The sequence below is a fragment of the Bacillus sp. 2205SS5-2 genome (genome assembly GCF_037024155.1).
In the GTDB taxonomy this organism is placed as follows: Bacteria; Bacillota; Bacilli; order Bacillales; family Bacillaceae_K; genus Bacillus_CI.
This window is the reverse complement of record NZ_JAYKTS010000014.1, coordinates 12884-27466: the sequence shown is the minus strand read 5'-3', so window position 1 is coordinate 27466 and position 14583 is coordinate 12884. Positions and strand designations below refer to the sequence as shown.

General features: G+C 38.6%; 9 protein-coding genes and 1 pseudogene. 4 read left to right on the top strand and 6 right to left on the bottom strand.

The genetic code is table 11. The features are described 5' to 3' along the window. The first annotated feature begins 21 nt into the window (after window positions 1–21). Window positions 22–1296 (top strand): MFS transporter, encoded by a 1275-nt coding sequence (locus U8D43_RS10980; protein WP_335871223.1) that lies wholly within the window; start codon window positions 22–24, stop codon window positions 1294–1296. A gap of 1003 nt (window positions 1297–2299) precedes the next feature. On the opposite strand, the gene U8D43_RS10975 is transcribed toward U8D43_RS10980, so the two are convergent. From U8D43_RS10975 to U8D43_RS10965, 3 genes are all read right to left on the bottom strand, one after another. Beyond that, window positions 2300–3505, bottom strand: a complete 1206-nt coding sequence (locus tag U8D43_RS10975; RefSeq protein WP_503627369.1) for a multidrug effflux MFS transporter — start codon at window positions 3503–3505, stop codon at window positions 2300–2302. A 269-nt stretch (window positions 3506–3774) separates the two neighbouring features. Next, window positions 3775–4623, bottom strand: a complete 849-nt coding sequence (locus U8D43_RS10970) for a MerR family transcriptional regulator (protein WP_335871222.1) — start codon at window positions 4621–4623, stop codon at window positions 3775–3777. A gap of 402 nt (window positions 4624–5025) precedes the next feature. Next, on the bottom strand, window positions 5026–6009 hold the full coding sequence (locus U8D43_RS10965; protein WP_335871221.1) for an alpha/beta hydrolase: 984 nt from the start codon (window positions 6007–6009) through the stop codon (window positions 5026–5028). An 811-nt stretch (window positions 6010–6820) separates the two neighbouring features. Here U8D43_RS10965 and U8D43_RS10960 point away from each other — a divergent pair. Continuing rightward, window positions 6821–7132 (top strand): hypothetical protein, encoded by a 312-nt coding sequence (locus tag U8D43_RS10960; protein ID WP_335871220.1) that lies wholly within the window; start codon window positions 6821–6823, stop codon window positions 7130–7132. Between the two features lie 393 nt (window positions 7133–7525). On the opposite strand, the gene U8D43_RS10955 is transcribed toward U8D43_RS10960, so the two are convergent. The 3 genes from U8D43_RS10955 to galU are packed head-to-tail and all read right to left on the bottom strand — an operon-like array spanning window position 7526 to window position 10819. Then, on the bottom strand, window positions 7526–8509 hold the full coding sequence (locus tag U8D43_RS10955) for an NAD-dependent epimerase (protein ID WP_335871219.1): 984 nt from the start codon (window positions 8507–8509) through the stop codon (window positions 7526–7528). A 47-nt stretch (window positions 8510–8556) separates the two neighbouring features. Further along, on the bottom strand, window positions 8557–9873 hold the full coding sequence (locus U8D43_RS10950) for a UDP-glucose dehydrogenase family protein (RefSeq protein ID WP_335871218.1): 1317 nt from the start codon (window positions 9871–9873) through the stop codon (window positions 8557–8559). A gap of 49 nt (window positions 9874–9922) precedes the next feature. Continuing rightward, the gene (galU, locus tag U8D43_RS10945) at window positions 9923–10819 is read right to left on the bottom strand and encodes a UTP--glucose-1-phosphate uridylyltransferase GalU (RefSeq protein ID WP_335871217.1); all 897 of its coding nucleotides are present in this window, start codon (window positions 10817–10819) and stop codon (window positions 9923–9925) included. 363 nt (window positions 10820–11182) lie between these two features. On the opposite strand from galU, the gene U8D43_RS10940 reads away from it, so the two are divergent. Both U8D43_RS10940 and U8D43_RS10935 read left to right on the top strand, forming a co-directional pair. Further along, window positions 11183–12271, top strand: coding sequence for a CotS family spore coat protein (locus U8D43_RS10940; protein WP_335871216.1), 1089 nt, complete (start codon window positions 11183–11185; stop codon window positions 12269–12271). Between the two features lies 1 nt (window position 12272). Next, window positions 12273–13466 (top strand): annotated as a pseudogene (locus U8D43_RS10935) (glycosyltransferase family 4 protein); the annotation flags it as partial. Window positions 13467–14583 lie beyond the last annotated feature (1117 nt).

The window sequence follows — 14583 nt, the reverse complement described above, 5'->3', positions numbered from 1 at the left end:
AGATTAAAGGAGGAATGATACATGTTTAATCAATTACATTCAAATATAAAAATACGTATTTTAACAACCTTTCTAAGTCGTTTAGCAAGTTCCATGATTTTGCCATTCATACCGATTTATTTCACCACCGCTATCAATGCGTACGTGGCAGGCATCCTGTTAATGATCCAAATTGGCTTTGAATTTATTGCGAGTTTTTATGGTGGTTATGCAGCGGATACAATCGGTCGCAAACGAATGATGGTCATTGGGGAATGGATGACGGTAGCCGCGTTCATTGGTATTTTGATTGTGAATTCCCCCTGGATCACCTCTCCATGGCTGACGTTTTTGATGCTTATAATCATTGGAATCGCAACCGGTCTCATTTATCCTGCATCAGAGGCGATGTTGATTGACGTCAGTACAAAAGAAACACGTGCATTTATGTACTCCATTAGCTACTGGGTACGAAATTTTTCATTAATGTTGGGACTCATGATTGGCGGTTGGTTTTTTCAAACGAATCTTTTTGAATTGTTGTTGGCCTTACTAATTCTTTCAATCGTGACTGTATGGATTACCCTCACCTATATTGAAGAAACACATGAGGTAGTGCGAGTAGATGGAGAGAGAGCCAAATTTCGCTTGACCCCTTTTCTCAAAAGCTATCGAGCAGTGAGCTCTGATTGGCCATTCGTTTTGTTTACACTAGGAGGAATAGCGATTATCGCGCTTGAATTTCAACGGGTTAACTTTATCGCCGTTCGCTTAAATAAGGAGTTTATTCCACAAACCTTTGCTCTATCCGATTATCTAGCGTTCAGCCTTGATGGCGTCAAGCTGATCACTCTACTTACTGTAGAAAACACTTTTATCATTGTCCTATGTACAGCGATAGTGGCAAAATGGATCAGTACGCAATTAGGCAAAGAGCAGCTGATTCTCTTTACTGGTTTCCTTTTGTTCGGTTCAGGTTATGCTGTACTCGCTTTTTCCAATCATCTGCTTACACTGTTTCTTGCCGTCATTGTTCTCACAATAGGCGAATTGTTATACGTTCCAACTCGGCAAACCATCTTAGCAGACATCATCGATGACTCTCGCCGCGGCTCGTATTTAGCTTTTAACGGACTCGTAATCCAAATTGGTAAGCTGTTTGGGGCTCTAGGAATTATTGTTGGAGAAATTATTGGTGGGACTGGGATGGCGGCATTTTATCTACTGTTTGCCTTTCTGGCGATTGGCTTTTCTAAGTTAGGATTAGTAAGACGGAATAGAAAAATTAGTGAAAACATTATTTCTGAAATTGTGTAGGTGTCCAAGGGAACGGTTCTTCCGGTATGCAAGATGGAATTGGCTAAGGTGGGTCTTGTTTTCTCAAGGCTGTGTTCGCATAGATTGTGGCTTTTCGAATTAAACCTCAGTTCGTGATGAAGAATGACTTCGGGCATCTTTTCGCATCATTTTTAACCCGAATTGAGGAAAGAAAAGAGTGTTTCCATCCTTTTTTGTATGCTACAGCAACAAAGTATGCGAGAAGAGCCTTTCCCAAAGATCTAAAAGTCCTAATGTTTCTAGCGCAAGAAAAAATTTCACCCTGAGCCTCTCACAGAACCATACGTCACACTCCACGTACCTATGTAAGACAGCCCAAGAAGGCAAAAAAACAAGTTCCATGCCAGAAATAACCATCTAATATCACAACAAAGTTACAAAAAAATATCAAAACCTAAAAAACCATGTAACATAAGGGTGATTTCAGGTGCGGATCCCCTGGGGTATTTATGTTCACTACACATTCGCACTTAAATACACTATCCTACCCCCATTCCAGCAACCCGACCAATCCTGCAATGAACAAAATGCAATCGATACCACTACCATTTCCTAGTCCTATTTGAATTCGACATCCCAGTAACTAACCCCTGCAAAAAATCAAGTTGATTTTCCACTATGAACATAGGCTGCTGAAGGACGGGGATTCATTTAACCTCTATGAAAAAATGAGACACTAGCTTATATAAATGCAAACTCTTAAATTCAGGAATGGATATGTAAGAAAGTAACCTATTTACGTGTCAGACCCTCTTTCGCACAATACATTAATAATTCATAATACTCTGGATTGTGAGTGACGTCGTAAAATAAGCGTCAAACCATGTGGGCATAGTTTGACGCTTACGAAGGTTACCACCCTTGTCTCTCGGAACTGAATCTGGAGTACCTTCCCCTTGATTCATAGATTCTATTGTTTTGACTTTCTAGCTGTTGTAAAAATTGGGTGGGACTTGGTACCTGTCCCTCTTTCTCACTCTTCTTATGCGGTCTTTACTAACCGAATATAAGACCCAATCGCAATTCCTTCACATATGGCAATCACTACACTCATAGAAATGGCTTCATTACCTAATCCAACAAGGGGAGCGACCAATGCGCCTAAGAAAAATGGAAGCAGCCCTAATAAAGCAGACGCGGTTCCTGCATGCTCCGCTTGATTTTCCATCGCTAAAGAAAACAACGACGTATTGACGATCCCTACACTTGCGACCACGAAGAATAACAAAGCACAAATATAGAAAATAGGTGCTTGTAAAACACTACATAGAACGAGCAATACACTGCTTGTTCCCGCGAGACTTAATCCAGTAACCAATAAGGTTTCAAGCCGAAAATAAGAAGCCAATTTCCCCGTCGTTTGAGTAGCTAGAATAATGCCTACTCCATTTAGTGCAAAAACAAAGCTAAACATCTGAGGGGTTAGTCCATAAGTTTCTTGCAGAACAAATGTTGATCCTGAGATGTAAGCGAACATTGCAGCCATAACGAACCCTTGCGTTAACACATAGCCTACAAATACCCGGTCTCTTAATAACAGCCTATATGTTGCTATTACTTCTTTAACTCCTCCCGTTTTTCGGCGATCACTTGCTAAGGATTCTCGTAAACCAAAGAAAACACTAACGAGCATAACCAAGCCAATTGCGGCTAAAACAGCAAAAACACCTCTCCAAGACATAAATTGTAGTATCTGGCCTCCAACTACAGGAGCAAGTATCGGAGCCAGCCCATTGACTAACATCAACAGAGAAAAGAATTTAGTAAGCTTCGCACCAGAGAATAAATCACGAAGACTCGCACGAGAAATAACCATTCCAGCTGATCCGGCAAAACCTTGTATAAACCGTAAAAGAATAAATAAAGTAATGGATGTCGTAAACACACAAAGAATCGAAGCAAGTGAATATACCATTAAGGATAGAATTAACGGTTTTTTTCTACCATGAATATCACTGTAGGGTCCCAATAACACCTGTCCCACCGCTAATCCAACTAAACAGGCCGTTAAACTCAACTGTGCTACAGACGACGTCGTGTTTAAATCCTCCGCTAATAATGGAAGTGCTGGTAGATACATATCTATCGTAAGCGGACCAAATGCGCTCAAACCGCCTAAAATCAAAATAAAACTTACCAGATACTTTCGTGTATGTTCGTCTCTTTTTACAGAGCTTTCTTCTAAGATCACTATTTTCTCTCCTTTCCTTTTCTAAACAAATCAATCGTAAACCCTCCAGTAACTGTAGAGTCAACCTTCTCTTACTTGCAATCATAATAATAGGCTGTTTTCGCAAAGTTTGATGCTATCCCTATTTTTTCAGCTCGGCTAAAACTTTGTTTCGGGCATGATTTCGTCTGTTTTTGATGGAAACAACTTTGAAAAGAGGATTTAGTCAAAAATCAGCTGAAATAGCCATACTCTATACGAAATGAGCATAATAAAGCCACCAACATTCAAGCTGGTGGTTCATTATTTTCCGAATATATTCGAATTTGAATTTGAGATAAAAGTTCATCCTCCCGATGTGAAATAAAGGGGTCCACGATTCTACGAAACAGAAACGGGCCGTCTGTTTGGTAGCCTTGTTCATGAACATAGTTTAGGAGCTGTTGAAAATTTTCTGTACTATCTACTTTGGAATGTCTAATATAAAGTGTTGCATACATTCCACTAGGAAATGTAGAAATTTTATGGTCTTCTAAATGATAGTGGTTATCTTCTTCCAATAAGATGAAAATACCTTGAAACTCAACTATTTCACCGCTCATTAATTGATTCATTGAAAGTATTCTACCTACTTTGCCTATCATAACTGGTGATACATGGTTAATTTTCTTTTTTACTTTTCTTAGAACATGCTCTACATCAACTAGATCTTTAAATTGACCTTTCACTTCAATAATTTTCTTTTCTTCACAGACTTCTATGAAAGGTTGACCGATGTTTGTGGTTTTTTGGGCTTTTGACAATTCAGCTATTTTGGAGGTCAAATGCCTGTTCACTCGAATCAGCTGGACCATTTTCTCTTGATTGATTTTCTCATATTCTTTTAAAATCGCTAAAAATTCCTCGACAGTACTATGCTCAACCCTTTTTATTATCTCTTTTAATGGAACACCCATCGTCTTTAAATACCCTATCGTGTCGAGAATCTGAAATTGCTCAATATGATAATAACGATAGCCTGTATTCGGATCAACTTCAAAGGGCTTGAACAACCCAATCTCATCATAATATCGAAGTGTTTTGACTGGTATATTATATAATTTCGACATTTGTCCGATTGTAAATTTATTTTGCATTCTTTCTCCTCATTCTTGAAAGTAGGATTTCGATTCTCTTGCTTTGGATGCAGAAGGACCGTCACTCTGCTTCTCTGATATAATCGTAGTTGAAGCATTCCTCGTATTATCCAAGTCCAAAATAAATGATTCTATTGGTTCTACTACCTCAGAATTTATATTTAGAGACACACTGAATATTAATATTTACCCCGTATAAACACTATAACTACTCAGAATGATACCCTTATGCAAACAATAGGTAAAGTCTTAAGATGAAAAAAACCTAAACGTAGAGTACATTAATGTACTCTACGTTTAGGTTACCATGTTTCTCATTATAAACATTGAGTTTACTTGAACCTTCATTAAAAAGGAACAAAAATAAATTTTAAACGGTGTTGTTAAAGGGATAATCTCTTTTTATTCGCTTAGCCACGAATTAGCAAGAAGCATTGCGCCTTTTGCTGCATTGGTATTGGCCAGGGCATCAAGCATCACAAAATCATGAATTATTCCTTGGAAACGAACAGACGTTACTTCTACACCCGCTTCACGAAGTTTGTTTGCATAAGCTTCACCCTCGTCGCGTAATACATCTGCTTCACCTGTAATAACCAAAGCTTTAGGTAAGTCTTTTAGCTCTTCTATGGTCGCACGTAATGGAGATGCGGTAATGTTATTTCGTTCATCCTCATTTGTCGTGTATTGATCCCAAAACCACTGCATACCATCTCGTCTGAGGAAATATCCTTCTTTAAACTGGTGATAGGAATATGTGTTCATGGATGCATCTGTTACAGGGTAGAACAATAACTGCTTTTCTATCTTCGGACCTTGTCGCTCTTTTGCCATAAGCGTTATGGCAGCTGACATATTTCCTCCTACACTATCTCCAGCGACGGTAATTTCACTAGGGTTCATTCCAAATTCCTGTCCCTGTTTAGAAATCCATTCCAATACAGAATAAACCTCTTCAATAGCAATTGGGTACTTCGCTTCAGGTGAAAGGCTGTAATTTGTGAAGACAACCGCGGACATTGAGCCAACAGCTAACTCCCGGATCAAACGATCATGCGTATGCGAGTTTCCAAAAACCCACCCCGCTCCATGAGTATATAATATAACCGGCAGATCTTTTGGAGCATTTTTTGGTTTTATTATTCGAACAGATACCTCACCAGAAGGGCCCCCACTGACGGAAATATCTTCTATATCTACTGGCTTTTTATCTACTGGTTCAGATTGAACCTCATCGACTGTTTGTCTCCCTTTTTCTACGCCAACTTCAAATAAGTAAGGTGGGGTATTTGTCGCCTCCGCAAATTCTTGTGCCTCTTTTTCTAAGACCACATTAGAAGAGGTATGATTTCCATTTGTGTTTTCATCTGCTTTTTTGTTATTCATTCTATTTTCCTCCATTCGTTATACATACCTTAAACGACCATCCCTTAAATCAGGTGGGTTTAGACATCAATATCAATGACTAAAGTCGCAATTCATAACTGAAGTCTTCTCAAAGTCCCTACGCTGAAGCATACTAATTTAGCCTAAACTCCTTCACAAATATACTGTCCAATGACGACGGAGATAGACGACGCATTTGTAAATTAAACAAATAAATGTAAATCATAAATATCTTGATCATTTAAACAAGTTTTATTCCCTTAAGTTATATTCCATTTAATCATATGATGAGCTAAACTTAAAACCATACGCTTTTTACGTGCTATAATGTCCCTTTCACTTGCAATATTAGCTTACTGACCATACAGGAAATAAAAAACTCCATAAAATGGTGATTGATTCAGTTTTGGATTACAAAATTAGAAAAAGCAGTCTAAAACGGACTGCTTCTTTATTATGTATTCGTAATTAAAATCACATATGAAATCGCAAGTTTTGAGTAATTATTTTCGTTTATTTATATGAATATTCCATAGATATAATATTATTAGCCTGTTTTCTAAAATGTTGTGGTTAATAAATAATAAAACAAAGGGTTATGGGATTTTATGTTAATATAAGGATCTTTTCGTATACATTGTGGCAATTTCATCTGATTTCTAATTAAATCGCCCATTTCACTGTTGATTCCCATCAAAAATAGACGAAATGATGCCCGAAACTAAGCTATATCACCATTTATAGACTGGTTCGAATAACAACACTCTTTGCGAAAACAGCCTAATATAAAGATTCGCTGGGAAGTATGATTATGAGTGTCTATCAGCCGTTATCTCTATTTATCTATCTGTTAGTCTTAGGAATTATCTATACTCCAGTATGTATTCATACAGTTAGCAAGCAAAAACTTAACTTTATCGAAATAATGCTTGTTGGATTGTCTATGATTAGTTATTCACTTGTCGGCCTTTATATGGTTGGAGGAGCATATTATTCCGATGGTGGATATTCAAAGAATGGGTATTCTTCTCTTTTATCCACTTATGGTTTACCGGAATTAACCCTCTTATCCTCCCCCTATATTTTTGTTGGTTTGGCTGTGTTTTTAGTGAAAAAGTGCTGAACGCATCTGTTTAGGAGAAGAATATTTTGGTTTGTACCTATTAATTTGTCCGTGGAATTGAATGATGTAGGTTACTGATAACGGAGAGCTTCTTACCGCTTTTTCTTCGTAAGGCTGTTTTCGCAAAGTTTGTTGCTGTTAAAACAAAAAATAGATGGTTTCAACTATCTTTATCAATAATCATACTTTAATGATACGAAAAGATGCTCGAAACCCTTCGTAAACGTGAGATACAGACTGATTCGTTCAGCCACAACCCATGTGAAAACAACTCGAATAATAAGAATAGGAATCCTGTTGAGCATACACTGCATTTCCACTAAAACGAGTAACTAATCGACAAAATTCCAATGAGAGTTAGGTGTAATCCTCCACCTCACCGAACCGTTCAAATTATTCAAGTTTATAATACTCTTTATACCACTTAATAAATGATTTGATTCCTTTCTCAATTGAAGTAGTCGGTTGATAACCAATCGCTTGGCTTAGTTCATCAATATCAGCATAAGTTTCTTCTACATCCCCTGGTTGCATCGGAAGATAGTTCTTTTCCGCTTTTAAACCAATATTTTCTTCAATGAGCTTGACAAAATATTCAAGTGCAATCGGGTGGTTGTTCCCTATGTTATACAATTGATAAGGTGTATCATTTGATGGACCTTTGATTAGTAAACGATAAATCGACTCGACTACATCATCAATATAGGTGAAGTCTCTTTTCATCTTTCCATTATTATAAAGATCAATCGGTTCATTCTTAATCATCTTATTCGTAAAAGAATAGTAAGCCATATCAGGTCTTCCCATAGGTCCATATACAGTAAAAAATCTTAGTCCGGTAGTGGGTAGCTGATAAATATGGCTATAAGTCGACGCCATGGCTTCATTGGCTTTTTTAGTGGCGGCATAAAAACTAACGGGGTGATCTACTCGATCATGTGTAGAAAAAGGAATTTTCTTATTCGCTCCATAAACAGAACTGGAAGATGCATAGAGTAGATGATTTATTCGGTAGTTTTTACAGCATTCTAACATCGTCGTAAAGCCCATAACATTTGATTGGACATAGGCGTAGGGATTTTCTATGCTGTATCTTACCCCTGCTTGTGCTGCCAAATGCACGACGGCGTCAAATTCACTTTCCGCAAATACGCCATCCATAAAAGGGATATTTTCAATGGATCCTTTTTTGAATTGAAAATTCGAATCCTTTTTCAAGAGACGCAAGCGATCAAATTTCAAGGTTTGATCGTAATAATCATTGATGTTATCTACCCCTACAACGGCGATTCCTTCCTCTAGTAACCGTTTGGAAAAGTGGAAACCAATGAACCCAGCACAGCCAGTTACGAGAATCCGGTCAATTGGTCTTATCATTCTAAACCCTCCTTTCTTATATTAGTCCTGTGAGTACAGGTTGTACGCTACGAATCATCTACACTGGTTAAGCCTACTCCCGTATAAGTAAAACCTAAATTTTTCATTTGAGATGGATCAAGGGCATTCCTTCCATCAAATAGTAAGGGTTGATGGACGAGTCGTTTTACTTTTTTCCAATCCATATCCACGATCTCTGGCCACTCCGTTAGTAACAGGACTGCATCAGCCCCTCTTACCGCCTCAAGCGGGCTCGTTACACAATCGACATTTGGAAAAAGTGAGTTGATATGGTGATTTGCTTGTGGATCGAACGCGGTTACAGAGGATTTTTGATCGAGTAGGGATTTGATTATTTTCAAGGAAGTTGCCTCTCTTATATCATCCGTTCCTGGCTTAAAGGAAAGTCCGAGTAGCGCAATATGTTTATTTTCTAATGTACCAAGGGATTCTTTCACTTTTTCCAAAAACCAGATGGCTTGGGTTTCATTCACTTCTGAAACAGCTTGTAGGATGGTCAAAGCTGTTTTTTTCTCTTGTGCTAGAGCCATGAGAGCCTTTAAGTCCTTAGGAAAACAAGACCCACCATAGCCTATACCCGCTTGGAGGAATTGCTTTCCAATCCGACTGTCTAATCCCATACCAGTTGCGACTTGGTTCACGCTTGTACCTGTAAGTTCGCACAGCCTCGCTAGTTCATTAATAAACGAGATTTTCGTTGCTAAAAAGGCATTCGATGCATATTTAATCATTTCTGCATCTCGAATGGACGTAAATAGAATAAATGTGCCAACATCCTCATATAACTCTTTCATTTTTTGTTGAGCTTTGGTTGAATCAGAGCCAATAACTATACGCTCTGGTTGCAATGAATCTTGCAGTGCTTTTCCTTCTCGTAAAAATTCGGGGTTAGACACCACATCAAAAGGAACGTTTTCATTCCTTTTTGCTAACTCTTCTTGGATGATCAATTTCAGCTTGTCACCTGTGCCCACCGGAACCGTACTTCTCGTTACAATAACCTTATACGAATCTATCCATTTCCCTATTTCACGAGCAACTTCTTCCACATAAGTTAGATTAGCCCCTCCTTCTGGCGTTGCAGGCGTTCCAACCGTGATCATAATTATTTCGCTGCTTCTAATACTAGCCGCTAAATTATTCGTTATGTTTAACAATTGTCTATTCAATTGCATCTTCAATTCGTCTTCGAGCCCCTCTTCATAAAAAGGTAGCTCAGATTTCAAAAGTTTTTTCATTTTATGTTCATCTTTCTCAACTACCGTAACGACATGTCCATAATGTGCAAAGGATACACTAGTTGTAGTCCCAACATACCCGGCTCCAATTACAGTTATTTTCATTATCTACACCTCCAATCACTTTCAGATCATTGCCATAAGTTTTATCCGCCTACTCTCCTTTGCGCCTTTGCTCTTCTGATGCAATGATCTTTTTCATATAGGAAAGGATATCGCTTCTGAATTCAGGTCTCTGTAAGGCCATATCTATAGTAGCTTTGAGAAAGCCCAATTTATTCCCGATATCATAACGGATTCCTTGAAATTCATAAGCTAGTACAGCTTGAGTCTGATTCAATTGGTTTATCGCATCGGTTAATTGAACTTCCCCGCCCTTATCTGGTGACAAGTCTCTCAGTATATTAAAAATTTCAGGTCTTAGCACATATCTTCCCATTATGGCATAGTTCGACGGGGCTTCGGATGCGCTAGGCTTTTCCACTAACGATTGAACGTTAATTGTGTTTTCCTCAATGTCATTTCCCTTTGGTTTAATAATTCCATAGTTCGAGACATGTTCTACAGGAACTTTTTGAACACCTACAACGGATGTTTGAAATCGATCAAAGACTTCTATCAACTGCTGCAAACACGGCTTATCCGATTTTATGATGTCATCCCCTAACAATATGGCAAATGGTTCATCTCCTATAAAGCTTTTCGCACAGTAAATCGCATCTCCTAGCCCTCTTGGTTCTTTTTGACGAATGTAATGAATATTAGCAAGAGCAGAAATTTTCTGTACCTCCGCTAATAGAGACTGATTATTCTTTTGTATGAGCATCTCTTCAAGCTCAAACGATTTATCGAAGTGATCTTCTATCATTCGCTTGTTTCTTCCACTGATAATGAGAATCTCTTCAATTCCTGAAGATACGGCTTCTTCAACGATATATTGAATAGTAGGTCTATCAACGATCGGTAACATCTCTTTTGGGAGAGATTTCGTTGCTGGAAGTAATCTTGTGCCAAACCCGGCCGCTGGTATAATAGCCTTCCGAATTTTCACCTTTATTCCTCCTTTCTTTCTATAATTCTATGTAAAACAACGGGAATTGATTGGAGTGTTGACGGATAACATCAAAAAAAGGCTCATTTTTCTTTGTAAAGCAACCTTTCTTCGATTAGATTCCTTATCGCCCGTACACTAATTCGGATTAATCATATATTAGAATGAAGTATTTACTTTGCCTCTTTTCGTAAACCTGGTTGTTATTGACACTATAAACGAATGAATTTTTCTGTTTACTACTGACGGTGTCAGGAAAAAACGAAAAGATTCTGTGAAAACAACCTTTACTATAAATGAGTCCCAGCTACCATTTCTTTTTTTGAAGGTAAAACGAAAAAAAATTTATTAGGGAGGAATAACATGAATAACGAAATTGTTCCATGGGAAGAGGATTTGACCGATGAGTTTTATGTACCTGAATATATAGTCGAAATCGGAAAAGAAGTTCTGAAATCCTATGATTTTGATGTGAAAAGCATGGAGGTTGTCACCACTAAACTAGATAAAGGAGGAGCTATCTGGAAGCTTGAAACAAATAAGGGTCCAGTCGGATTTAAACTCTTGCACAGACGTCCCACTAGAAGTCTCTTCTGCTTAAGCGCTCAAGAATACTTAGTTGATGAAAAGGAGGCAAGAGTTCCCCCAATTGTTCAAACGAGGGATGGGGAAAACTTCGTTGAATTAGGTGGAAAGCTTTGGTTTGTTGCAGAGTGGATTGAGCCACTAGAGCAAGTGAGCAAGGATTTAGAAGGGGCAAAGCAATTATGTTTCGCATTAGGAGAATTTCATGTGTTAACCAAAGGATACAAGCCCCCGGAGGAAGCTGAGATGGCTTCGCGAATTCACAAGTGGCCAAGAAGCTATGAAAAAGTAATTGAGAAAATGGACTGGTTCCGTACTCTTGCCATTGCTTATAACGAAATGCCTGCTAGCTCTACCATTTTAAGCGTAATTGATCAATTTGAAGAAGATGCCAAGAAAAGTCATGAACGACTACTTGAATCAAAGTATTTTGAACTAGCTCAGCAAGGAAAACAATATTGGGGATTGGTACACCAAGATTACGGTTGGTCAAATGCTCAAATGGGGAAAGATGGCATGTGGATCATCGATTTAGATGGGGTTTCCTTTGATATCACCATTCGCGATTTACGAAAACTAATCACAGGAACAATGGCAGATTTATACGGGTGGGATGTCAATTGGGTTCGAGAAATGATTGGTGCGTATCACCAAGCAAATCCCATTTCCTCAGACTTATATGACTTGCTACTGATTGATTTAGCCGTTCCAAATGAATTTTATAAGAATGTAAAAGAAATGGTGTATGAGCCTGAAATTTTCTTAGATGAAGTCACTAGTGAAATGATTAATACCATCGTCGCAATTGATAAGACAAAATGGCCAGTTTTAGAAGCCATTAAAGATGACTGGAAAGGAGTGGAGTAAAATGAAAATCTTAATGATTTGCACAGAAAAACTGCCAGTTCCACCCGTTCTTGGCGGAGCTATCCAAACGTACATCTCTGGGACATTGCCCTATTTAAGTAAAGACCATGAGATTACGGTTCTCGGGATTTCCGATCCCTCTCTACCCGATCAGGAAACGATCGATGGGATTCAATATGTGCGAGTGCCTGGTAAAATTTTAGAAATTTACCGGATAGGCGTAGTAGAGTACGTTGCAGCAAACCAATTTGACTTAATTCATATCTTCAACAGACCGAAGCTAATACTCCCCATCCGCAAAGTAGCCCCTCATACAAAACTAACTTTAAGCATGCATAATGACATGTTTCAACCTGGTAAAATCGAACATGAAGAAGCTGCGGCTGCTCTAAAAGAAATTTCTAGTATTGTGACAGTTAGTGACTATGTTGGGAATGTGATTCGTTCCTTTCACCCTGAAGCTGAGCCAAAACTGAACACGGTTTATTCAGGAGTCGATACCACTCGATTTTTACCTGGTTCGCATCCAAGCATGCAAAAAATACGTAAAGAGCTGAGAGAAGCTCATAATCTAGATAATAGAACCGTAATCATGTTCGCCGGTAGACTCTCGCGCAATAAAGGAGTCGATAAATTAGTAAGAGCCCTTCCTGACCTTTCTAAAAAGCATAAGGATTTAGCCTTAGTAATTGTCGGAAGTAAGTGGTTCAGTCAAAACGATGTAACTGACTATGTAGCATACGTTAGAGCGCTAGCAAACAGATTATCTATTCCCGTCGTTACCACTGGATTTGTCTCACCAGCTGAAATTCAAAAATGGTATAGTGCTGCAGACCTATTTGTCTGTACTTCGATTTGGCAGGAGCCTCTCGCCCGTGTTCACTATGAGGCTATGGCAGCTGGGCTTCCGATCATAACCACGGCCCGCGGTGGAAATCCTGAGGTTATTGATATCGGAGAAAACGGATTCATTGTAGAAAATCCCAATATACCAAGTGAATTCGCAGAAAAGATCGATCATGTATTAGCGAATAAGACCTTAATGGAAAACATGGGTAAAACAGGGAGAAAACTTGCAGAAACCTTATACGAATGGGACCGGGTGGCGGCTCAAATATTAGATGTGTGGAATCGATCTATGCAGGAAACTCCCGTGGAAAATAGTGAAAATGAGCAAAATCTTGTTAGTGAAGAGGTCATGATAACTCCTGATAAACTCTCACCACTCACTGTGAATGAGCAACAAGAGAGCCCAACCATAGAACATACAGAAACTTCGATGGAAAGTAATGAGTTTGAGCAAGACCTGGTTGATGAAAGAAACACGATAACTCCTGATGAACTCTCACCACTCGCTGTGGATGAGCAACAAGAGAGCCCAACCGTAGAACATACAGAAACTTCGATGGAAAGTAATGAGTTTGAGCAAGACCTGGTTGTTGAAATAAACACGATAACTCCTGATGAACTCTCACCACTCGCTGTGGATGAGCAACAAGTGGACCCAACCGTGGAACATGTCGATCTGGACCAACCTGTACAAGTAACTTCAATCGAAAGTATTGAAGATGAGCAAGACCTGGTTGATGAAGGGATTACGGTAAATCATGAAGAACTCTCACCACTCGCTGTGAGTAATGAACATCTGAATGAAGACGTGGTCGATGAAGAAGAAAAAGATTCTAAAAGATCCTGCAATCGAAAAAATCAGAAAGATTCTAAAAGATCTTGCAAACGAAAAAACCGGAGAGCCTCTAAGAGATCCTGCAATCGAAAAAATCGGAGAGACTCTAATAAATCCTGTAAACGAAAAAATCAGAGAAACTCTAAGAACTCCTGTAAACGAAAAAATCAGAGAAACTCTAAGAACTCCTGTAAACGAAAAAATCAGAGAAACTCTAAGAACTCCTGTAAACGAAAAAATCAGAGAAACTCTAAGAGATCTTGTAACTAAAAAAAGCATAAAAATTCAAAGAGATCATCCAAAAGGAATAATTCTCACAAATAAAACAGGACGAGGCGGAGAGTTTGGGACGGATTTCCGGTCCCCCCTCCTTCCTTATCCTTGTTTTCGTTAACCATGACTATTTATACTGATTCGAGCCGACCTCTACATAATCCATAATCCTCTTATTAATCATGAATATATAGTACATCCATCACCCAATGAATTAATTCTCTTAACCATTCCTCTCTTCCTGTTTTCATCTTCATATGCCAATCGAACCGTCCGACAGAAAAATTCGATATGTATAAGAAGGATCGAGAACGATCACCTTCTGACTTTCGATTTATGAGTTTCGTCTAGAACT

What these genes read in the sequence shown, in the direction of transcription:
- U8D43_RS10980 (WP_335871223.1), top strand. Translation starts at nt 22, where the DNA reads ATGTTTAATCAATTACATTCAAATATAAAAATACGTATTTTAACAACC.
- U8D43_RS10970 (WP_335871222.1), bottom strand. Translation starts at nt 4,623, where the DNA reads ATGCAAAATAAATTTACAATCGGACAAATGTCGAAATTATATAATATA.
- U8D43_RS10965 (WP_335871221.1), bottom strand. Translation starts at nt 6,009, where the DNA reads ATGAATAACAAAAAAGCAGATGAAAACACAAATGGAAATCATACCTCT.
- U8D43_RS10960 (WP_335871220.1), top strand. Translation starts at nt 6,821, where the DNA reads ATGAGTGTCTATCAGCCGTTATCTCTATTTATCTATCTGTTAGTCTTA.
- U8D43_RS10955 (WP_335871219.1), bottom strand. Translation starts at nt 8,509, where the DNA reads ATGATAAGACCAATTGACCGGATTCTCGTAACTGGCTGTGCTGGGTTC.
- U8D43_RS10950 (WP_335871218.1), bottom strand. Translation starts at nt 9,873, where the DNA reads ATGAAAATAACTGTAATTGGAGCCGGGTATGTTGGGACTACAACTAGT.
- U8D43_RS10940 (WP_335871216.1), top strand. Translation starts at nt 11,183, where the DNA reads ATGAATAACGAAATTGTTCCATGGGAAGAGGATTTGACCGATGAGTTT.